The organism is Actinospongiicola halichondriae, assembly GCF_049103745.1.
Lineage (GTDB): Bacteria > Actinomycetota > Acidimicrobiia > Acidimicrobiales > Salinilacustritrichaceae > Salinilacustrithrix > Salinilacustrithrix halichondriae.
Genome location: NZ_CP171622.1, coordinates 2592168 through 2613304 on the forward strand (window position 1 = coordinate 2592168; position 21137 = coordinate 2613304).

Genomic DNA, 21137 nt, shown 5'->3' on the forward strand with positions numbered 1-21137 from the left:
GCCGTATGCAGACGTCCCCCGCCTCGACGCCCACCGGCAACACCTACGACAAGTACGCGTCGGCCAACCCGATCGAACGTCGGATGATGGAAGGGTTCTTCGCAGCCCTCGACGCGTCGCTCCCGACCACCGCTCCCGCCACCGTGCTCGAGGTGGGCGCCGGCGAGGGCGAGGTCGCGGTCCGCATCCGCGAGAAGTTCCCGACGGCGGCGCTCAGCATCCTCGATCTCCCCGACGACGAACTCGGATCGCACTGGCGCGGTCTGGGACTCTCCGGGACCTTCGGCAGCGTCGAGACCCTTCCGTTCCCGGACGCCTCGTTCGATCTGGTGCTCGGCATCGAGATGCTCGAGCACGTGCCCGACCCGGCGTTGGCGCTGCAGGAACTGCGTCGTGTCTGCCGGGGCAAGGCCGTGTTCTCGGTCCCCCGCGAGCCCATCTGGCGTGTCCTGAACATGGGTCGGGGCAAGTACCTGCGTGACCTGGGCAACACCCCCGGCCACATCCAGCACTGGTCCAAGCGATCCTTCGCCGCGGAGATCGGCCGGCAGTTCCAGGTCGAGGCCGTGCGTGCGCCCCTGCCGTGGACGATGGTCCAGGCGACCGTCTCAGACTGAGTCGACCACCGGGCCGTCGACACCGTCGACACCGTCGGCACGTCGTCGAGCGCCGAGCACCACACCGCACAGGGCTGCGCCTGCGGCGTCGACGAGCATGAAGATCAGCCGGGCACAGAGCGCAGCAGCGGCGGCGATCCCGCCCGACATCGACGCAGCGACGGCCACGAACGCTGCCTCGCGGATGCCCACGCCTCCGGGGGCCGGTGCCACCAGGAACCCCGCCGACCAGCTCAGCACCGTGGCGAGGCAGATCTCGAGCCATGACACGTCGGCCGACAGCGCTCGGGTCACCGCCCAGGTCGCCGATCCGATCAGGAGCCAGGCCGGCACGTAGCGCAACACCAGGCCGACCATGACGCCCCAGCTGGGCAGATCGACGGCGATCTCGCGCTTGGCCAGCCGACCGACGAGGCCGATGAACGGACCCAGGACAGAAGGATGGAGGAGCGCGAGACCGAGCGGCACCAGGAGGACCAGCAGCACCGGCTTCGACGACGTGCCGCCGGTGGCGAGCACGATCGGGAACAGCCCCGCCGCCGTCAGCAGCGCAGCCAGGTAGAGCACCGCGAGCGAGAACAGCACGCTGGTGTAGGCGATCGTCCGGCGCATGCCGGATCGCACGGCGAGTTCACCGCGACCGACGACCGGCCAGACACCACCGGGCAGGTACTTGCCGATCTCTCCGACGTAGTAGGTGAGGACCGCGGTCGACACCGTGAGCGAGCCACCGAGCGCCCGCACGACCGAGACCCACGGCAGGGCGATCGCCGTCATGCCCGCAGCGGCCAGCACCAAGGCGGCCAGGAGCCACCCGGGGTCGGCGTCGCGGAGCACCGGGCCGGTCTCGTCCCAGGTCGACCCGATGCGCTGGACCACGAACGCGAGTCCGCCGACGGCGAAGACCACGCCGAGCACCGTGGTGACGGCGACGCCGCGACGTCGCGGCGTCGCTGCGGGCTCCGGTCGGGGGTCGACGTGATCGGACAAGACGGGCGATCGTACTGGCCCCGACAGCCGACCCCGGGAGCCCGGAGTCGCGCTGGTCGAGGAGTCCTGGCTCAGCGAGTCCAGAACGCGTCGGGTGTGGATCCCGGGGCGTAGAACAGCACGCCGTCACCGCCGGCGGTCCACCGGCCCACGATCATCCGGTAGTCCTCGAGCACCGACAGATTCGTCGACCGAGTGAGCGAGCGTCCGCTGAAGGTCCAGAACTCGTCGCCGCCGGTGCCCGGACGGGCCCACACGACGTCGCTGCCGTTCGCACTGTCGAGGACGGCGGCGGTCTTCCCGGACGCCAGGTTCGCCGGTGCGCCCGCGGGCTGTGTTCCCGGCGACGGGATCCCCGGATCGTTGAACCACACGTAGTCGCTCCCCGCCCCGACCGAGTACCAGTAGATGTCGTCGACGCCGTTGTCGTCGAAGTCGCCCACCTCGAGGTCGTAGGTGCCGCCGACCGAGGCCGCCCGACGGACGAAGCCCGAGCCGGTGGCGAAGAAGAACGCGTCCTCGGCCGCACCCGGACGGTGATCGACGAGATCGGTACGCCCGTCGCCGTCGAAGTCACCCACGCCGTCGATGCCGTCGATCGCGAGCGTGACCGGCGTCGAGTCGAACGCGAGTCCGGTGGCGCCCGTCCACAGGTAATGCCGGGTGGACGACGGGCTCAGCCAGAAGATGTCGTCGGTGCCGTCACGGTCGAAGTCCCCCACCACGGGGTCGTACGAGCCGTTGACGGTGACACTGTGGTTCGTGAACGGTGCAGACGCTGGGCTGTTGGTCTTGCCGGTCCACACGTAGTCGGCGCCGCTGCCCGGTTTGTACCAGAAGATGTCGTCACGACCGTCGCCGTCGAAATCACCGACGAGCGGCTCGTAGGTGCCGGAGATGCTGATGGACACATCGGTGTATGACGTCACCGGCGACCGCCAGAGGAAGTCGGCCGCGCCGCCCGGCGCGTACCAGACGATGTCGTCGAGGCCGTCGCCGGAGAAGTCACCGGCCACGACCTGGTAGGTGCCGGACACCTTGGTGCTCGTCTGCGAGAGGCCCGACGGCGGGTACAGGTCCGCGCACGCACTGCGATCGACGGAGTCGACCACCGAACCGTTGACGTACCAGGTGACCGGGCTGATGCGCTCACACGGACGGTCGGGGTTCGTCTTCGACCGGGGATTCGCGGTGAGCGGCTTCTTGGCGGCGATGTCGACGCCGTAGCCCGTGTCCGCGCGGTCCCACAGCCGCCACTCGTCGGAGCCGACCTTGACCACGTCGAAGGGATACGAGAGCGGAGCCACGGACGTCGACCCGCTCGGGGTGCCGGTCCACCCGAGGTAGCCCTGGGCATCGCCCGGATCGACGTGGTTGCACGATCGACTCGAGAGTCCCGGGGGCGCGCAGGTCGAGGTGCTCACACCGCCGGCGCGTCCGACCGACGAGTCGGACTGGACGTCCAGCGCCGACGAGGTGCCCTGGTAGATCGAGTCGAAGATCTGTTGGCATGCACCGCTCCGGCACGCGACCCACGGACCCCACGCTGACGCGCGGGCCGAGGCATCGGAGAGGCCGGCCTTCTTCGCATTGCAGTAGCGGCCGCCCATCACCGTCGCTGCCAGGGGGGCCGCGGTGGTGGTGTTCATGCGCTCGTAGGCGGTGAGGCCCCAGAACCCCGCGCCGTCGAATTGCCACATCCCGATTCCCGGATGCCAGAACGCTCGGACGTAGGTCGACTTGTCGGACATCGAGTAGAGGCCGATGTCGCGATCCCATCGCGAGAGCGTCATCGGCGACGGCGTCGCTGCCGAACCTGCGCCCGTCTCGGGAAAGGTCGGGCTCAGCATCAGCGCCGCCAGGCCGTTGCTCGACAGCGAGCAGCCGGTGGGTCGAGGGAATGCGGTGGCCGCGCTCTGCACGTCGGCGAGACCCTGCGCGCTGAACGAGTAGCCGGTTGCCGCCGCCCTGGCCTCGGCACTGGACGCCTGGGCCGACGCCGGCGGGGGTGTCGCGATGCCGGTGACCTCGGGGTCCTCCGACTCCATGACCGGGTCGGGCTCTGCACTGCCGGAGCCCTCTGCGCTCGCTGGCGGCGTGGCGGCGAACGTCAGCCACGACGCGGCGACCGCGGCAATGACGACGAGTCGTTTGGCGATCATCCATGCTCCCGGGGGCAGACGGAGGCGACCTGATGGGGACCGGCCGCGCGCTGGACTGATCGATCGTACCGACGCCGTGCACGGCGCCGGTGGCACCCGTGCTCAGCCGAGCGGTGCGGGCATGCACAGACCGTCGAGCTCGACCACCTGGATCTTGTCGCGGTTCTCCCACGTGATCTCGTTGGCCGGGTCCTTGCGGACCTTGTACTCACGGAAGCTCTGCTCCATCGAGTCGTAGGCCAGCAGGCGACCGCTGAGCGAGTCGCCCAGGTCGAGGATGAGCTTGATGGCCTCGATCGCCTGCAGCGACCCGATGATGCCGGGCAGGACACCGAGCACGCCGGCCTCTGCGCAGCTCGGGGCCAGTTCGGCGGGCGGCGGCTCGGGCACCATGTCGCGGTAGGTCGGCCCGTTCTTCGGGTCGAAGACGGTGACCATGCCCTCGAAGCGGAAGATCGAACCGTGGACCACGGGGATGCCCAGCTTGACCGAGGCGTCGTTGACCATGAACCGGGTCGGGAAGTTGTCGGTCCCGTCGACGATGATGTCGTAGTCCTTGATCACGTCGAGGACGTTCGAGGCGTCGAGACGGAAGTCGTGGGTGACCACGTTGACGTCGGGGTTCAGGGCCGTGAGCGTCTTCTTCGCCGAGTCGACCTTGCGGTCGCCGATCCGGTCCATGTTGTGGAGGATCTGTCGCTGGAGGTTCGACTCGTCGACGACGTCCATGTCGATGATCCCGATGGTGCCGACGCCGGCGGCGGCGAGGTAGAGGGCCGCGGGCGAGCCGAGGCCACCGGCACCGAGCATCAGGACCTTGGCCTCGAGCAGCTTGATCTGCCCCTCGATGTCGACCTCGGGCAACAGCAGATGACGCTGGTAGCGGTTGCGCTGCTCCGCGGTGAGGTTCTTGGGGACGCTCCAGTCCCGATCCTCGTCCTTCCACTTGTTGAAGCCGCCGGCGACGGACGCGACGTCGGAGTAGCCGAGCTCGGTCAGCGTCTTGGCCGCGAAGGCCGAGCGCACGCCCGAGGCGCAGTGGATGAGGACCTTGGCGTCCTTGTTCGGGATCTTGTTCTCGATGTTCGACTCGAGCTGACCGCGCGGGATGAAGACCGCCCCCGGGATCGAACCCTGGGCGTTCTCATCGGGCTCGCGGACGTCGAGGATGACGACGTCGGGGTCGTTGTCGCGCAGGTCCGCCGCCGTGGCGGTGTCGACCTCGCTGATCTCCGCCTTGGTGGCGGCGAGGAGCTCTCGGAAATTGGCCATGGTTTGTCGTACTCCGGTTGACGGCGTGAATCCCTACTCAGGAGGTCAACAATCGTACCCACCGCGTATTCCACCCCACCCAACCCGTTGGGGGTGGACGGTCAGGAGCGGGGGTCGAGGAGGATCTTCATGACACCGTCGTCGCGACCGTCGAAGATGCGATACGCCTCGGCGGCCTCGGAGAGCCCCATGTGGTGCGTGAAGACGTCCTCGGGATGCAGCCGCCCGTTGGCGACCAGCGGGATGAGGTTGTCCCACGTCGACGGGATGTCGGCCACGCAGATCCGGAACGTGATGCCCTTGAACATCGCGATCGCCATCGGGAACGGGTGCGCCAGGTTCATCGACACGCCGACGACCGAGACGGTTCCGCCCGGCTTCACCGACATGATCGCGTCGTTGATCGTCTGGTCGTGACCGACGGCCTCGATCACCGCGTCGGCACCGCGACCCCCCGTCGCCTCGAGGATCTGGGCCATCGCTCCGCCGTCGGCGGGGTCGATGACCTCGGCGCCCAGCCGCTCGGCGTGGGCACGACGGTGCGCCACGGGATCGACGGCGAGCACCCGGGCGGGCGAGTACAACATCGCCGACCGGAGCGCGCAGATCCCGACCGGACCGAGCCCGATCACGGCGACGGTCGAACCCGGTGCGATGTCTGCTCGGCGCGCACCGATGAACCCGGTGGGCAAGATGTCGGTGAGGAGCACGGCCTGCTCGACCCCGACGTGCTCCGGGATCACGCGGACCGACGCATCGGCGGCGGGGACCGTGACGAACTCGGCCTGGCCTCCGGGCAGTTCGAGCGACGTGCCGAAGACCTGCGATGCGGCCTCGAGGCATCGCATCGGCCATCCGGTCCGGCACTCGCTGCAACGGCCGCAGCCGACCACGCCACTGACCAGCACACGATCCCCGACCGAGACGGTCCGCACGTCATTGCCGACCTCGACGACGGATCCGACGAACTCGTGCCCGAGGTGGACGCCCGGCATCGCCATGTCCCCGTGGTAGAGGTGCAGGTCCGATCCGCAGATCGCCGTCCGCTCCACCTCGACGATGATGGCGTCCGACCCCGTCAGGACCGGGTCGTCGACGGTCTCGACCGACAGGTCGTGGGCTCCATTGAGAACGACTGCGCGCATGGCGCGAACCCTATGACACGGCGTCGCGGGCTGGGTCGAAGCGATACCCGACGCCGCGCACGGTGGCGATCCGGTCGTCGCCGAGCTTCTGTCGGAGACGATGGATGTGTTCGGTGACGGTGCTCTCGCCCTGCCACTCGCTCGACGACTGCCACACGCTCTCGAGGAGCTGGGCTCGGCTGAACACCTGACGGGGCGACGACACCAGGTGGCCGAGGAGATCGAACTCCTTCGCCGTGAGCGACACCGCTTCGCCGGCCAGACGTACTTCGCGGGCCGACAGATCGACCTGGAGGTCGCCGTCGCCGATCACGGGCGGACCGGCGGTCACGGCGGTGCGGCGGAGCCTGGCTCGGACCCGGGCGACGAACTCCCCGTTGAGGAAGGGCTTCACCACGTAGTCATCCGCCCCGACCTCGAGCGCCAGCACCCGGTCGGCTTCGTCGGTGCGGCCGGACAACACGATGATGGGCAGGTCGACCGTGGAGCGGAGTTCGCGGAGCACGTCGATGCCACCCATGTCGGGAAGGCCGAGGTCGAGGACCACCAGGTCGGGCCGGAACGAGTGCATCGCTGCCGAGACTTCGCCGCCGGACCCGACCGCGTCGACGCCGAAACCGTCACGGTTCAACAGCTCGACGAGCAGACGACGCACTGATGGGTCGTCCTCGACCACCAGCACACGGTGCCCGTTCTGCATCTGCATCGACCACGCCCCCTGGGTTCCCGGGGGCGAATCGTACCATTTGATGATCTGTTGATGTTCTGTCGGTCTGGGGGTGATCTGGACCACGGACGATGGCGTCATGTCCAGCCGCCAGACCCATCCCATCCGTCCACTCTGGCGCGCCGTGCTCGCACCGCTGGCGGTCGTGATCATCGGGGTCGTCGCCACCTTCTCGACCTCGTCTCGGATCCAGAACGCCGACGAGGACGCGCTCGCCGCCGACCTCGACGCCGATGCGGCGCAGTTGGGGCTCCTGCTGCAGTCGATGGCCAACGGGATCGAGACCGACCTCACATCGACGGTCGGGATCGCCCTCGTCACGGGCGGCGACGAGGACATCTACCGCACCAGGGCCGACGACGGCTCGGGTGGCGACCGGGCATTGCTCCGACTCGCCCCCGACCCGAAAGTCCTCGTCGCGATCGCCGGTGACGGCGACGACACCGCAGTGGCTCGGGCCTTCGAGCGCATCGCCGAGAACCCGTCGGTCAACGCGCAACTGACCTCGATCGCGGAGGGCGGCGACTTCGGGCTCGTGCGACTCGACGACGACGCCGACGGAACGCGCCGGCTCGTGATCGCTGCCGGAGCAACCGACGGCGAGACCTCGCTGGTGGAGATGCGGAGCTTCGACCTCGGACCCGCCGGTCCCGCCATCGTCGACATCCTCGACGGCATCGAACACTTCGCCGTGTACGTCTCGGAGCAGCCCGACCCGGCCTCGGCCGTGATCGCCTCGACCGACGATCTCCCGCTGACCGGCAAGATCGCGACGACCACGACCGACCTCGGCGGCCGAACGCTCCTCATCGAGGTCCGCGGCGCAACCCAGCAGGTGTTCGCCTCGTGGGTGGTCATCGGCGCCGGCTCGGCACTGTCGATGCTCCTCGGTGGCCTCCTCCTGGTGTCGCAGCGCCGACGCGACGCGGCGATCGCCTCCCTCGAGGCTGCGCGCTCGTCCGAGCACGCCAGGATGTCGATGGAGTCGGAACTCCAACGTGCGCAACGGATGGAGGCTGTCGGCCAGCTGGCCGGCGGCATCGCCCACGACTTCAACAACCTGTTGGCGGCGATCAGCTCGACGGTCGAGCTCGTCGCCGAGGACGTGCACGACGAACGGACCCGCGACGACCTCGACGAGATCCGGCACGCCGCCCGCCGCGGCGCGGCCCTCACACGACGCCTCCTGACCTTCAGCCGCCGCGACGTCGAGGCCCACGAACTCCTCGACCTCAACGCCGTCGTCGACGACGTGCGCACCCTGCTCTCGCGCAGCATCACCGCGGACATGACGTTGCGCATCCGCACACACGACCAGCCGATCCCCGTCATGGGCGACGCCGGCGAACTCGAGCAGGTACTGCTCAACCTCGTCGTCAACGCTCGCGACGCCGCCAGCGGCCCGGATCACGTCATCGAGATCTCGACGGCGACGGACGGCGACACCGCTGTCCTCGCAGTCCGGGACAACGGCATGGGCATGCGTCAAGACGTGATCGACCATGCCGTCGAACCGTTCTTCTCGACCAAGTCCAAGACCGACGGAACCGGTCTCGGCCTCGCCATCGTGTACGGCATCGCCAACCGCATGGACGGATCGGTCGACATCGCGTCCGCCATCGGCGAGGGGACGACGATCTCGGTCCGTCTCCCGGTGTCGAACGAGCCGCTGGAACCCGCGTTCTCTCCGGACGACGCATCGACGATCGCGGCCCCCGACGGGCACCGACAGGTCGTCCTCCTGGTCGAGGACGAGCCGACTGTCCGGCGGGCCACCCGCAGGCTCCTCGAACGCGCTGGGCACCACGTGCTCGACGTCGCCGACGGAGCGCAGGCCATCACGGCGCTCGAGGACGGCTTCGACCCGACCGTGGTGCTCACCGACCTCGTCCTGCCGGGGAGCTTCAACGGTCGCGACGTGGCCAACTGCGTCCGTCAGATGACCCCGACCGCTCGGATCGTGTTCGCCTCGGGGTACCCGAGCGAGATCATCAGCCGTCGGGACCTGCTGGAGGAAGGCGCCACCTTCCTCGCCAAGCCGTTCTCGAGCGAAGCGCTGCTCGTTGCCGTCGATGGCGCATCCAGGATGGAGCCCGCCCGATGAGCCGCGTCCTGCTGGTCGAAGACCACGACATGCTCCGCCGGGCGACGGAACGCCGGCTCTCCCGGGGCCACGACGTCCACTCCGCCCGCGACATCTCCTCGGCCCGTGCCCACATCGTCGCCGGCAACGAGGTCGAGGTGATCGTCACCGACATCGATCTCCCCGACGGCGACGGCATCGACCTCGTCGAGTGGTGCCGCAGCATCGACCCCTGCATCGGCGCCGTGGTCGTGACCGGCGTCGATGATCCCCGCTTGGCCGAGCGAGTCGTCGACGCTGCGGTGCAGGGCTACCTGCTCAAGCCCTTCGAGCAGACCGAACTCGACGTCAACATCGCCAACGCTGCTCGTTGGCGAGCCATGGAGCACGACAGCCGAGCGCACCGCATCGACCTCACGAGGCTGGTGGCAGAACGGACCGCCGAGGTCGACGCGAGCCGGCAGGAGACGATCATGCGCCTGTCGATGGCCGCCGAGTCCCGGGATCCAGAGACGGCCAACCACCTGCACCGCATGAGCACCTACAGCGCGCTGCTCGCCCGCCGGAGCGGCCTGGACGACGAACAGTGCGAGATCATCCGCCTCGCGAGCCCCATGCACGACATCGGGAAGCTCGGGATCCCCGACGAGGTGCTCACCCACACCGGCCCCTTCGACGAAGAACAGCGTCGCATCATGAACCGGCACACCGAGATCGGTTGGGAGATCCTGCACGGATCGACCTCACCGCTGATCGAGACCGCAGCCGTCATCGCACGCTCACACCACGAATGGTGGGACGGCTCGGGGCACCCACTCGGTCTCCGCCACGAGGACATCCCGCTCGAAGGCCGGATCGTCGCCATCGCCGACGTCTTCGACGCGCTGACCTCGCAGCGTCGCTACAAGGCCGCGATGACGATCCACGAGGCCGCGACGTTGATGCGAGCCGAGCAGGGAAGCCACTTCGACCCCCACCTGCTCGACCTCTTCCTCGACGACCTCGATCCGCTGGCCCAGATCCAAACGGCCTACGCCGACTCGTCACTCGCTCCCTGCTGATCGTCACCGGAGGCCACGATCGCCGGCAGGATCTCGGAGATCGAACCCTCGATGCGGATGTCGGCCAGGTCGTCCATCTCGGTGGGTCCGCCGTTGACGATGACGACGGTCGCGCCATGGGCCTTGGCCAGCGGGACCACGTTGGCGATGGGATAGACGCCGAGGGTCGAACCGACCGCGAGCAGGACATCGGCCTTCCTCGCTGCGGCGTCGGCCCGTTGCAGGTCGGCAGCCACCAGACCCTGCCCGAACGAGATCGTCGCCGACTTCAGGATCCCACCACACGACCGGCACGGCGGATCGGCCTCTCCCGCCCGCACGCGATCGAGAGCCGCCGACATCGGCGCGCGGTCCTCGCAGTCGAGACAGACCACGTCGCGCGTCGTCCCGTGGATCTCGACCAACGCATCGCGCGAGGTCCCCGCGGTGAGGTGCAGTCCGTCGACGTTCTGGGTGATGAGCAGTTCGAGGTTGCCCCTCGCCTCGAGATCGACGAGCGCGAGATGACCGGCGTTGGGCTCGAACGCCTCGGAGACACTGCCGAGGCGCCACTGCCACGAGCGCTTGCGCACCTCGGGGTCGGCCACGTAGTGCTGCAGTGTGGCCAGCTTCTCGGCCTCGGGGTTCTTGGTCCACAACCCGTTGGGCCCACGGAAGTCCTGGATCCCGCTGTCGGTGCTGATGCCCGCGCCCGTGAGCACCACGACGGCCGATGCTCCCGCCAGCACCGCCCGGGCCCGTTCGATCTCGGTTGCCTCGATCATCTGGTCGGGGTCGGTGGGGTCGCTCCGCACCCTTGACAGACTACCTCCTCCGATGATGTGATCGAAAACATCGAAATGACGTGAGAGTTCTCATGTCGACGGTCTTCCCCCGACGCTGCACCTCGAGGAGAACTCCCGTGGACACCGCACTCACCCCCGACCACCGCCTCCCACCGCTGCTGGTGGTCGCCTGGCGAGATCCCGTCGTCGACGCGTTGGGCTTCGACCCCCGGTCCACCTACGTCGAACGGTTCTGGCTTCCGCTGCTCGGCCCGACGTCGACGTGGCTCCTGCGACGCATGGCCACCGAGTTCGACCGCCAGCCCGACGGCTTCAGCCTCGACGCCGCCGACTGCGCACGATCGATCGGCATCGGCAACCGTGGCGGGCGCAACGGCCCGTTCCACCGGTCGATCGAGCGATGCATCCGCTTCGGCGTCGCCCGCAAGGAGGACCACGACATCATCGCGGTCCGCGCCCGTGTCCCCCCGCTGACACGGATCCAGGCCACACGCCTCCCCCGGCATCTCGAGGCCGAGCACCGCCGGTGGCAACAGGACCAGGTCCGGCGCACCACCCATCCGGCCAACGACGCACACGCCGCCCGTCTGGCGCGCAGCCTCCTCGACGTCGGCGCCTCGCCTGTCGACGTCGAGGATCAGCTCCGACGGTGGAACTTCGACGCCGACGCTGCGCGACGAGCACTCGCCACCGCCGAGGCGGGGGTGGCGGAGCGCTAGAGGCGGGGCCGCTTGTAGGACTTGAGGAGCGAGATCAGCGTGCGGACGCCGTAGCCCGTGCCACCCTTGGTCTCGGTCGTGGACTCCTTGTCGACGAACGCCGGACCGGCGATGTCGATGTGCACCCAGGGGATGTCCTCGCCGACGAACTCCTTCAGGAAGAGTCCGGCGATCGAGGCGCCGCCGTAGCGACCGCCGATGTTCTTCATGTCGGCGATGTCGCTGTCGAGGTTGGCCCGCCACTCCGGGGGCAGCGGCAGATGCCACGTCTTCTCCCCCGCCGAGGTGGCCGCCTCCTGGACCTGCTCGATCCACGCCGCGCTGTTCCCCATGACGCCGGCGTGGTTGTCACCGAGGGCGACCATGCACGCCCCGGTCAGCGTGGCCAGGTCGACGATCGCGTCGGGCTCGTCCGTGGTCGCCTTCGAGAGGGCGTCGGCCAGGATGAGTCGACCCTCGGCATCGGTGTTGTGGATCTCCACGGTCTTGCCGTTGCTGATGGTCAACACGTCGCCGAGGCGGGTCGCGTCGCCGCCGGTCATGTTGTCGGTGAGCGGCACGTAGCCACGGACCTCGACCCGCGGGCTCGCAGCCTGGAGCGCGCAGAACGCTCCGATCACCGCGGCGCCGCCTCCCATGTCGCCCTTCATGCCGATCATGCCGTCGGACGGCTTGAGGCTCAGCCCGCCGGAGTCGAACGTGACGCCCTTGCCGACGAGCGCCACCACGCCACGTGGCTTGCCCTCGGGCTTCCACGACAGCTCGAGGAAGCGCGGCGGGATCTCCGACCCCCTGTTCACGCCGAGGAGTCCGCCCATCTTGGCGGCCTTGATCTCCTTGGGCCCGAGCACGGTGACCTCGAAACCGTGGGCCGCTCCGAGTTGTTCGGTCTTCTTGGCCAGCGCCGGCGGGGTGAGCGTGCCGCCGGGTTCGTTGACGAGATCCCGGGTGATGCACACCGCCTCGGCGATGGCGCGTCCGAGATCGAGCGCCGTCTGGACGCGCTTGCCCCCCTTGCCGACGATCTCGACCGTGCGGATCTGGGACGGCTTCGGGTCGCTCTTGAGCACGGTGTACCGGTAGGCGCCCAGGACCAGGCCTTCGGCCAACGCCTGCGCGACCGGGGCGGGAGGCAACTCGCCGAGGTCTTCGACCACGCCGCGCACCGACAGGGCCTCCTGCTTCGCTCCGGCCCGGGCGATGGCCCCGCCGATCACGCGGAACGAGTCCACGGTCCGGTCCTCGGTCGAACCGAGACCCACGACGATGGCGGCGCCACCGTCGTCACCGGGGACGACGAGGGAATCGCCGACCTCTGCCTTGAACCCCGCATGGGTCAACACGTCGTGCAGCGGGTGGTCGGCGAACGCCTCGGCCGACACGCCGCTCACCGCCATCGCCGTCTCCGACGGGTCCTTGACGAGCTCGATGATGATGGTCATGGTTCCTCCGTGGTGGCGGTACGAGAGCGCAGGGTGTCGCCGGACTCGGTCCAGCGGGCCATGGTCCAGAGCAGGGACGACAGCCGGTTGAGGTAGGGCACGACATGGGAGCCGTCGACGTCGACGACGACGGCGGCCCGCTCGGCCCGCCGGACCACCGTGCGGGCGACGTCGAGGCGAGCCGAGAGCTCGTTCTGGCCGGGCACCACGAACTCGGTCGGGAACTCGAACCGCTCGCCGAGGTCGTCGGTCCGGGTACCCAGCGCCGCGACCTGATCGGCGGTCACCGACGACTGGCCGGGGGTGAGCTTGTGCTGGTTCTCCGGCAACGTCGCCAACTCGGCCATCAACACGTACAGGTCGCGTTCGACGTCGACGAGCATCTCGTCGACCTCGCCGCCACGCGGTGCGGCCGCGCGGGCCAGACCGATCGCCGCCTGGGCCTCGTCGACGGTCCCGTAGGCCTCGGGCCGGTCGTCGTCCTTGGGCACCCGACCACCGAACAGCAGTCCGGTCGTGCCGTCGTCGCCCTTCCCGGTGTAGAGCTTGCTCATCTCGTTCGGACGCTACATGCCCGTACTCCCGAGGTATCCGATACGGGCCGAAATCCGGGTCCTCGGTAGGCTCGCTTGCCCATGGGCTCCCCCTTTCTCGACCTGGTGAACGAGCGCGTCGTCGTCTACGACGGCGCTTTCGGAACGTACGTACAGACGCTCGACGGCCTCACCGCCGACGACTTCGGTGGCGAGGAGTTCGAGGGCTGCAACGAGATGCTCGCGGTCACCCGACCCGACGTCATCGCCGGCCTCCACGAGACGTACTTCGGTGTCGGATGCGACGTGACCGAGACCGCGACCTTCGGCGCGTTCGCCATCCCCCTCGCCGAGTACGGCATCGCCGATCGCACCTACGAGCTCAACCTCGCCGCCGCCCGCATCGCCAAGGACGTGGCCGGCGACTTCGCCGCCGACGGTTCACCTCGCTTCGTGGCCGGCTCGATCGGCCCCGGCACCAAGATGCCGACCCTCGGCCACATCACCTACCGCGAGCTGCTCGACGCCTACCGCGAACAGGCACGCGGCCTCCTCGACGGTGGCGTCGACCTCTTCCTCATCGAGACCCAGAACGACCTGCTCACGACCAAGGCGGCCATCAACGGCTGCCGGGCGGCGATGAAGACCGCTGGCCGTGAGATCCCGTTCCAGGTCCAGGTCACCATCGAGCTCACCGGCACCATGCTCCCCGGAACCGAGATCGGCGCGGCGCTCGCGACGCTCGACCCGATGGGGATCGACATCGTCGGCCTCAACTGCGCCACCGGCCCCGGCGAGATGAGCGAGCACCTCCGCCACCTCTCGCAGCACTCGCGCATGCCGATCTCGGCCCTGCCGAACGCCGGACTCCCGTCGGTCGTCGAGGGCAAGATGCACTACGACCTCACCCCCGAACAGCTGCTCGAGGCCCAGACCCGCTTCATCACCGAGTTCGGCGTCCAGGTCATCGGCGGCTGCTGCGGAACCGACAGCGAGCACATCCGCCTGCTGGCCGAGAACTGCAAGGACCTCACGCCGGCGACCCGCACGCCCGAGCACCAGCCGGGCGCAGCGTCGATCTACAGCTTCACGCCGATCGAACAGGACTCGTCTGTGCTGCTCATCGGCGAGCGCACCAACGCCAACGGCTCGAAGGCGTTCCGCGAGGCGATGATCGAGGGCGACTGGGACGCCACGGTGAAGATGCTCAAGGACCAGATCGCCGGTGGCGCCCACGTCATCGACGTCTGCGTCGACTACGTCGGGCGCGACGGCACCGCCGACATGACCGAGATCGCGTCGCGTTTCGCGACGCAGTCGACGGCACCGCTGATGATCGACTCCACCGAGCCCCCGGTCATCGAGACCGCACTCGAACTCCTCGGAGGACGAGCGATCCTCAACTCGGTCAACCTCGAGGACGGCGACGCACCCGGCACCCGGTTCGACCGGTTCCTCTCCCTCGCCAAGGAACACGGCGCGGCGGTCGTGTGCACCTGCATCGACGAAGAGGGCCAGGCACGTACGCCTGAGTGGAAGCTCCGCGCCGCCAAGTCGATCCACGACCTCGCGATCGAGCGCTACGGGCTCGAACCGAGCGACCTCATCTTCGACCCGCTCGCCCTCACCCTGGGCACGGGCATGGAGGAGTCACGCGGCGACGGCGCGGCCACCATCGAGGGCATCCGGCTCATCAAGGAGAACCTCCCCGGCGTCCACACCACGCTCGGACTCTCGAACATCAGCTTCGGTCTCAAGGCGGCGGCCCGCCACGTCATCAACTCGGTGTACCTCCACGAGTGCGCGCAGGCCGGGCTCGACTCCGCCATCGTCCACGCCAGCCGCATCACGCCGCTCGCCCGGATCCCCGACGAACAACGCGACGCCTGCCTCGACCTGATCTACGACCGGCGCGGCCTCGAAGGCGCGCTGTCCGACGGCGACCCGGAGTACGACCCGTTGTCGAAGATCATCGAGATCTTCGCCGACATCGAGACGACGGAGGTCGAGAAGGAAGACCGGTCGGGATGGCCGGTCGGCGAGCGGCTCCACCACCGCATCATCGACGGCGAGCGCGACGGTCTCGTCGCCGACCTCGAGGAGGCGCGGGCCGAGGGTCACGCACCGCTGCACATCATCAACGAGTTCCTCCTCGGCGGCATGAAGGTCGTCGGCGAGCTCTTCGGCGCCGGCGAGATGCAGTTGCCGTTCGTGCTCCAGTCGGCCGAGACGATGAAGGCTGCCGTCGCCCACCTCGAGCAGTACATGGAGCGGGTCGAGGGCGAAGACACCTCGAAGGGCCGCATCGTGCTCGCCACCGTGAAGGGCGACGTCCACGACATCGGCAAGAACCTGGTCGACATCATCCTCACCAACAACGGCTACGAGGTGCACAACCTCGGCATCAAGGTCCCGATCAGCGACATGCTCAAGGCGGCCGAGGAGACCAAGGCCCACGCCATCGGCATGTCGGGTCTGCTCGTGAAGTCGACGCTCATCATCCGCGAGAACCTCGAGGAGCTCAACGCTCGCGGTCTCGCCGAGGTCCCCGTGCTGCTCGGCGGTGCTGCGCTCACCCGTAGCTACGTGGAGCGCGACCTGCGTGAGGTCTACGAAGGCCGCCTCTTCTACGGCAAGGACGCCTTCGAGGGTCTGCACACCATGGACCGGCTGAAGGCCATCCGAGACGGCGACGAGGCCGACGACAGCGACTGGGGCGTCGTGCCGTCGGAGTCGACCGTGCGAGCCCGCGCCGGTCTCGACGAGGTCGTCGACGATCCGGACCTCGTGCTCCCCGACCGTTCGCCCGAGGTCGCCGTCGACAATCCGGTGCCGACTCCCCCGTTCTGGGGAAGCCAGGTGGTCAAGGGCATCTCACTCGACGAGATCGCCAGCTTCATCAACGAGACCGCGCTCTTCCGCAACCAGTGGCAGTTCCGTCCCGAGAAGCTCGCCGACGGCTCCAAGGAGAGCGACGCGGAGTTCAAGGAACGGATCCGCCCCCAGCTCCGTGCGGAGCTGGCCCAGGCGAAGGCCGACGGGCTCCTCCAGCCCGCGCTCGTCTACGGCTACTTCCCGGCCAACGCCGACGGCGACGACCTCGTGATCTGGACCGACGAGACGGCGACCACCGAGCGTTGCCGCTTCTCGTATCCCCGCCAGCGCAAGGCGCCGTTCCTGTGCATCGCCGACATGTTCCGACCCGTGAGCAGCGGTGAGGTCGACGTTGCGGCCTTCCACATCGTCACGATGGGCCATGCCATCAGCGAGCGGACGGCCGAGCTCTTCGCCGCTGACAAGTACCAGGACTACCTGAAGCTGCACGGCATCGGCGTCGAGATGGCCGAGGCCCTCGCCGAGCTGTGGCACAAGCGCATCCGCGAGGAACTCGGCATCGAGGACTCCAACGAGATCGACCTCGCCGGCATGTTCCGTCAGCAGTACCACGGTGGCCGCTACTCGTGGGGCTACCCGGCGTGTCCTGACCTCGAGGACAACGAGTTGGTCGCAGAGTTGCTCGGTGCCGATCGGATCGGCATCGAGGTGAGCGAGGACACCGGCTACCAGTACCAGCCGGAGCAGTCCACGTCCGCGCTGATCTGTCACCACCCGCGAGCCAAGTACTTCGTCGCCCGCTAGGACGACCGCCGACGGTCAGCGCTCCAGGCGCGCCGCCACCAGAGGCTGATCCCGCCGACGAACCCGGACCCTCGGTCGGGCGTTCGTCGGAGGCGGTGCCGTCTCGCGGAGCCGTGCTCCGAGTGAGGTCCCGTCCGGCTCCACCAACGCGCCACCGCTCGCCGACACGTGTTCGGACGAGGGCTCGAACCCGTCGAGCGAGACGACGGGCACGTCGTCCCATGCGGTCGTGAGGTCGATGACCTCGTCCGCACGCTCGCGTCGGATCAGCAGTGCGGCGGCGACGACGACCAGGATCGCCGGCATCGCGATGGGGATGATGTCGAGCACTCGTCCACCTCGGTCCTGCGGTGCTCCCATCGTTCCGCTTCGAGCACGTCGCCGGCGCGATCGTCACGGAGATCGACGGCGCATACCGGACGAACGCGCTGGCACATTCCCCCCGAACACCTCGACACTCCGATGTCGGGCGAATCGCCTCACACGTTGCGTGCAGAGTTCACCGATCCGAGCACGCAACGTGACCGTCCGGCGGATGGCCCGTCGTCAGCGTGAGCGACGTCGCCGAGTCACCAGGACCACGCAGAGCACCCCTGCGAGCCCGACGGCCATCACGAGGAGCCAGTCGGTCGACGTTCCCGTCGCCGGGAGCTTCCCGCCGGTGTCGGGCCCGTCCGGGACAGCCCGGCCGGACACCGCCCCGCCGGCATCGACGGCTTCGATCGTCACCGTCGCGAGTTCGTCCGACCCGAGGTCGACGTCGAAGGTGAGCCGTCCGGCGTCATCGGCCGTCACCGAGGGCTCGACGGCGCCGTCGACCGCGTAGGTCGCACCGGCGCGATGGTCCGGGGGTGTCGTGATCGTCGCGATCCCGGACCCGGCGATCTGCATCCGGTTCGCCGAGACGTCGACGAGGTCGAGCCACTCCCACCGAGCGTCCCGCTCGACCTCGACCCGGAGACCCCAGACCTCGAACGTCGGCCAGACCGACCGGTGATCGAACGTCGGCGGTGTCGACGGTGCGGGGTCCGGCACGGCGACCGGGTCGTCGAGGCGAGCGAGGACGAACGGGAACTGACGCTCTCGGAACCAGCGGCTCCACCATCGCCATGCGTGGCCACCCTGTTCCGGCCATCCGACGTCGACCACGCCGCGGCCCTCGCGGGCACGCAGTCGGGTGACCAGATCGGTGTTGTCGGGGAGGAACAACTGGTCGAACGTGTGGGTCACACACGCATCGACCACGACGTCGTCGATGCACTCGGTACCGAGGTCGAGGATCAGGTCGACGTGGTCGAGGTTCGGGATCAGCGAGACCGGTCGTTGGCCGTCGCCGAACGGTGCATCGGCCAACGGGTCGCCGAAGCCACCGTTCTCGGTCGCCCGGTAGGCCACGTTGCCCGACATCGATCCGGCGACCGAGTAGAGGTCCGGGCGCTTGGCCGCCAGGTGGAGTGCGCCGTATCCGCCGTTCGACAGTCCGACCACGGCGCGACCTGAACGGTCGGCGATCGTGCGGTACTCCTCGTCGATGAAGGGGACGAGATGGTCGTTGACGTAGGTCTCACCGAGGAACGCTCCGTCGATCCGGTCGTACCAGGCCGCTGGTTCGTCGCCGTCCGGCATCACGACGATCGCTGCTGCGGCCGGGTCGGCAGCGACTGCATCGTCGACGATCTCGCGCAGCCCGCCGTTCTGCATCCAGTCGGAGTGGTCCCCTCCCCCGCCGTGGAGCAGGTAGACGACCGGGTACCGGAGGTCGCCGTCGTATCCCGGCGGGAGGTACACGCAGACGCCGGACACGAAGGCCAGGCTTCCATCGGCCAGACGCGGTCCGTCGGGCAGCCGACGCTCGACCCGCGACCCCGAGGGCGCAGGCTGACCGTCGCAGGCTTCGGCCGGCGTGACCTGCGGTCCGTTGAACCCGTTGTCCCGCCCCGCAGCGCCGTTGTCCTCCGACGGGTCGAGTTCGCCACCGTGTTCGGCTGCGGCGCGAGCTCCGTCGACCGTCAGCACCAGGGCGAGCATCGACACGAGCGCGACCGCGCGCAGCCCGATCCGGATCACCGCCGCCCTCGCACGTGACGAACCGTACAACGAGCACCCACGGCGCCGTCAGGCTGGTGGCAACTCCTGTTCGAGCGACGCGACCGGAGCGAACAGATCGCCGTGGTCGGTGACGCGCTGCAGCACGTCGGGAGCGAGGAAGCTGAGCGGTTCCCCGTCGGCGGTGTCGCTCACCTCGTCCCAGGTGACCGGGGTCGACACCGTCGGCTCCGGACGAGCCCGCAACGAGTACGCGGCGACGGTCGTCTTGTGCCGGCTGTTCTGACTCCAGTCGATGAAGACCTTGCCGCCCCGCACCTTCTTGGCCATCACCGACGTGACGTGGTCGGGACGGTGCTTCTGGAGGACCTGGGCGACCGCGTGGGCGAAGTTGCTGGCGTGATCGTGGGTGTGTGGCCGGTTCAGGGGCACGTACAGCTGCATGCCCTTGGAGCCCGAGGTCTTCGGGAAGCACTCGAGTCCGATGCCGGCGAGGACGTCGCGGATCGCGAGCCCGATCTGCGCGCAGTCGGTGATGTCGGCAGGCGCGCCGGGGTCGAGATCGAAGACACACGCTCGGGGCGACTCGATGTCGTCGCCGGTCGCCATCGGCGCGTGGATCTCGAGACCGGCCATGTTCGCCACCCAGGCGAGTGCGGGGATCGAGTCGATGCAGCAGTAGTCGATCCCGCCGTTGCGGTCGCCGGGTCCGAGCACGGTGTGCACGAAGTCCGGCCGGTGCGTCGGGCACCGCTTCTCGAAGAAGGAGTCGCCGTCGACGCCGTCGGGATAGCGGCGCAGCGTCACACCACGACCAGTCACGTGGGGAAGCATCGCCGGGGCGATGCGGACGTAGTAGTCGATGACCTCGGCCTTGGTGAACCCGACCGCCGGGTACAGGACCTTGTCGAGGTTCCGGACGCGCAGCCGCTCCCCCTCGAACTCGACGACCGTGTCGACCATGTCGATCGACCGATCAGGCCGACTTCTTCGCCTTCGCCGTCGACTTCTTCGCCTTGGGCTTCTCGTCGCTCCCCGGCTCGGCGCCCGACGGGTGACGTGTGCGGGCTTCCTTGGCCGCAGCCACCGAGGCCTCGAGGGCCGCCATGAGATCGACGACCTTGTCCTCCTGGGGTTCGGGCGTCGCGATGATGTCCTCTTCGCCGGCGGCCTTGCGCTCGATCACCTCGAGGACACGTTCGCGGTAGGTGTCCTCGTACTTGGTCGGGTCGAAGTCCTCACTCAGCGACTCGATGAGTTGGTTCGCCATCGTGAGTTCCTTGTCGGAGACCTCGACCTCGGACACCTCGGCCAGTTCTGCGATCTGCTCCGGCGCGTTGATCTCGTCGGCGTAGACCATCGTCGACATCACGAGCGCCCCGTCCTGGGGGCGTACTGCGCACAGGTACTGCTTGGTCCGCATGACGACTCGGGCGATGCCGACCTTGCCCGACTGCTCCATCGCACGCGACAGCAGGGCGTAGGGCTTCACCGTCGCCTTGTCGGGCGCCAGGTAGTAGGCGGAGTCGTAGAAGAGCGGGTCGATGTCGACGAGGTCGACGAACTCCTCGATCTCGATCGTGCGGCTCGCCCGCGGATCGAGTTGGGCCAACTCGTCGTCCGACACCGTGACGTACTCACCAGAGGACAACTCGTAGCCCTTGATGATGTCGTCGTTGTCGACCTCGTCGCCGCTCTCGGCCGAGACCTTCTTGTACTTGATGCGCGACCCGGTGTTCCGGTCGATCTGATTGAAACGGACGCTCTTGCGGCTGACTGCGCTGTAGAGCTTCACGGGGATGTTGACCAGGCCGAAACTGATCGACCCACTCCAGATGGCGCGCGGCATGCCCTCAGTGAACCGCACCCTCCACAAAACCGCCACCCGGCCCGTTCTGGGTGCGCGATCGGTACTC

Annotated in this window: 17 protein-coding genes; 5 read left to right on the top strand and 12 right to left on the bottom strand. The window is 68.6% G+C overall.

Annotated elements, in window-relative coordinates; all coding sequences use genetic code 11:
• Positions 1–5 precede the first annotated feature (5 nt).
• The gene (locus AB8619_RS12760; RefSeq protein ID WP_436793011.1) at positions 6–617 is read left to right on the top strand and encodes a class I SAM-dependent methyltransferase; all 612 of its coding nucleotides are present in this window, start codon (positions 6–8) and stop codon (positions 615–617) included.
• Here the strand turns inward: AB8619_RS12760 and AB8619_RS12765 are convergent.
• The 5 genes from AB8619_RS12765 to AB8619_RS12785 form a co-directional block, all read right to left on the bottom strand.
• Entirely contained in the window at positions 609–1607 is a 999-nt protein-coding gene (locus tag AB8619_RS12765) for a lysylphosphatidylglycerol synthase domain-containing protein (RefSeq protein ID WP_436793012.1), read from the bottom strand. The two genes, AB8619_RS12760 and AB8619_RS12765, sit on opposite strands and share 9 nt — an antisense overlap.
• A 71-nt stretch (positions 1608–1678) precedes the next feature.
• Positions 1679–3769: an FG-GAP repeat protein gene (locus tag AB8619_RS12770; protein WP_436793013.1), complete on the bottom strand. Its 2091-nt coding sequence runs from the start codon at positions 3767–3769 to the stop codon at positions 1679–1681.
• A 102-nt stretch (positions 3770–3871) separates the two neighbouring features.
• Entirely contained in the window at positions 3872–5041 is a 1170-nt protein-coding gene (gene moeB / locus AB8619_RS12775; RefSeq protein ID WP_436793014.1) for a molybdopterin-synthase adenylyltransferase MoeB, read from the bottom strand.
• A gap of 101 nt (positions 5042–5142) precedes the next feature.
• Entirely contained in the window at positions 5143–6186 is a 1044-nt protein-coding gene (locus AB8619_RS12780) for an alcohol dehydrogenase catalytic domain-containing protein (protein WP_436793015.1), read from the bottom strand.
• A 10-nt stretch (positions 6187–6196) separates the two neighbouring features.
• Positions 6197–6892 carry a response regulator transcription factor gene (locus AB8619_RS12785; protein ID WP_436793016.1) on the bottom strand — a complete coding sequence of 232 codons (696 nt, stop codon included), beginning with the start codon at positions 6890–6892 and terminating at the stop codon, positions 6197–6199.
• Positions 6893–6992: 100 nt separating this feature from the next.
• On the opposite strand from AB8619_RS12785, the gene AB8619_RS12790 reads away from it, so the two are divergent.
• Together AB8619_RS12790 and AB8619_RS12795 are read left to right on the top strand one after the other, a co-directional pair.
• On the top strand, positions 6993–9017 hold the full coding sequence (locus tag AB8619_RS12790) for a hybrid sensor histidine kinase/response regulator (protein ID WP_436793017.1): 2025 nt from the start codon (positions 6993–6995) through the stop codon (positions 9015–9017).
• On the top strand, positions 9014–10057 hold the full coding sequence (locus tag AB8619_RS12795; RefSeq protein WP_436793018.1) for an HD-GYP domain-containing protein: 1044 nt from the start codon (positions 9014–9016) through the stop codon (positions 10055–10057). Before AB8619_RS12790 ends, AB8619_RS12795 begins: the two co-directional genes overlap by 4 nt.
• Here the strand turns inward: AB8619_RS12795 and AB8619_RS12800 are convergent.
• On the bottom strand, positions 10027–10851 hold the full coding sequence (locus AB8619_RS12800; protein ID WP_436793019.1) for an SIR2 family NAD-dependent protein deacylase: 825 nt from the start codon (positions 10849–10851) through the stop codon (positions 10027–10029). The two genes, AB8619_RS12795 and AB8619_RS12800, sit on opposite strands and share 31 nt — an antisense overlap.
• A 107-nt stretch (positions 10852–10958) precedes the next feature.
• Here AB8619_RS12800 and AB8619_RS12805 point away from each other — a divergent pair, with 107 nt between their 5' ends.
• Positions 10959–11561 carry a hypothetical protein gene (locus AB8619_RS12805; RefSeq protein WP_436793020.1) on the top strand — a complete coding sequence of 201 codons (603 nt, stop codon included), beginning with the start codon at positions 10959–10961 and terminating at the stop codon, positions 11559–11561.
• On the opposite strand, the gene AB8619_RS12810 is transcribed toward AB8619_RS12805, so the two are convergent.
• The gene (locus tag AB8619_RS12810) at positions 11558–13003 is read right to left on the bottom strand and encodes a leucyl aminopeptidase (RefSeq protein WP_436793021.1); all 1446 of its coding nucleotides are present in this window, start codon (positions 13001–13003) and stop codon (positions 11558–11560) included. The genes AB8619_RS12805 and AB8619_RS12810 overlap by 4 nt on opposite strands.
• Positions 13000–13557 carry a cob(I)yrinic acid a,c-diamide adenosyltransferase gene (locus tag AB8619_RS12815; protein ID WP_436793022.1) on the bottom strand — a complete coding sequence of 186 codons (558 nt, stop codon included), beginning with the start codon at positions 13555–13557 and terminating at the stop codon, positions 13000–13002. The genes AB8619_RS12810 and AB8619_RS12815 overlap by 4 nt, the downstream gene beginning before the upstream one ends.
• Positions 13558–13638: 81 nt before the next feature.
• Here AB8619_RS12815 and metH point away from each other — a divergent pair, with 81 nt between their 5' ends.
• Positions 13639–17175 (top strand): methionine synthase, encoded by a 3537-nt coding sequence (metH, locus tag AB8619_RS12820; protein WP_436793023.1) that lies wholly within the window; start codon positions 13639–13641, stop codon positions 17173–17175.
• A 15-nt stretch (positions 17176–17190) separates the two neighbouring features.
• On the opposite strand, the gene AB8619_RS12825 is transcribed toward metH, so the two are convergent.
• From AB8619_RS12825 to AB8619_RS12840, 4 genes are all read right to left on the bottom strand, one after another.
• Positions 17191–17535 (bottom strand): hypothetical protein, encoded by a 345-nt coding sequence (locus AB8619_RS12825; protein WP_436793024.1) that lies wholly within the window; start codon positions 17533–17535, stop codon positions 17191–17193.
• A 186-nt stretch (positions 17536–17721) separates the two neighbouring features.
• The gene (locus AB8619_RS12830) at positions 17722–19242 is read right to left on the bottom strand and encodes an alpha/beta hydrolase (protein WP_436793025.1); all 1521 of its coding nucleotides are present in this window, start codon (positions 19240–19242) and stop codon (positions 17722–17724) included.
• Positions 19243–19290: 48 nt separating this feature from the next.
• Positions 19291–20184: a non-homologous end-joining DNA ligase gene (ligD, locus tag AB8619_RS12835; RefSeq protein WP_436793026.1), complete on the bottom strand. Its 894-nt coding sequence runs from the start codon at positions 20182–20184 to the stop codon at positions 19291–19293.
• Between the two features lie 13 nt (positions 20185–20197).
• Positions 20198–21070, bottom strand: a complete 873-nt coding sequence (locus tag AB8619_RS12840; protein WP_436793027.1) for a Ku protein — start codon at positions 21068–21070, stop codon at positions 20198–20200.
• Positions 21071–21137 lie beyond the last annotated feature (67 nt).

Coding starts and splice junctions, on each gene's coding strand:
- AB8619_RS12760 (WP_436793011.1), top strand. CDS start 6: ATGCAGACGTCCCCCGCCTCGACGCCCACCGGCAACACCTACGACAAG.
- AB8619_RS12770 (WP_436793013.1), bottom strand. CDS start 3,769: ATGATCGCCAAACGACTCGTCGTCATTGCCGCGGTCGCCGCGTCGTGG.
- moeB (WP_436793014.1), bottom strand. CDS start 5,041: ATGGCCAATTTCCGAGAGCTCCTCGCCGCCACCAAGGCGGAGATCAGC.
- AB8619_RS12780 (WP_436793015.1), bottom strand. CDS start 6,186: ATGCGCGCAGTCGTTCTCAATGGAGCCCACGACCTGTCGGTCGAGACC.
- AB8619_RS12785 (WP_436793016.1), bottom strand. CDS start 6,892: ATGCAGATGCAGAACGGGCACCGTGTGCTGGTGGTCGAGGACGACCCA.
- AB8619_RS12790 (WP_436793017.1), top strand. CDS start 6,993: ATGTCCAGCCGCCAGACCCATCCCATCCGTCCACTCTGGCGCGCCGTG.
- AB8619_RS12795 (WP_436793018.1), top strand. CDS start 9,014: ATGAGCCGCGTCCTGCTGGTCGAAGACCACGACATGCTCCGCCGGGCG.
- AB8619_RS12810 (WP_436793021.1), bottom strand. CDS start 13,003: ATGACCATCATCATCGAGCTCGTCAAGGACCCGTCGGAGACGGCGATG.
- AB8619_RS12815 (WP_436793022.1), bottom strand. CDS start 13,557: ATGAGCAAGCTCTACACCGGGAAGGGCGACGACGGCACGACCGGACTG.
- metH (WP_436793023.1), top strand. CDS start 13,639: ATGGGCTCCCCCTTTCTCGACCTGGTGAACGAGCGCGTCGTCGTCTAC.
- AB8619_RS12825 (WP_436793024.1), bottom strand. CDS start 17,535: ATGGGAGCACCGCAGGACCGAGGTGGACGAGTGCTCGACATCATCCCC.
- ligD (WP_436793026.1), bottom strand. CDS start 20,184: ATGGTCGACACGGTCGTCGAGTTCGAGGGGGAGCGGCTGCGCGTCCGG.
- AB8619_RS12840 (WP_436793027.1), bottom strand. CDS start 21,070: ATGCCGCGCGCCATCTGGAGTGGGTCGATCAGTTTCGGCCTGGTCAAC.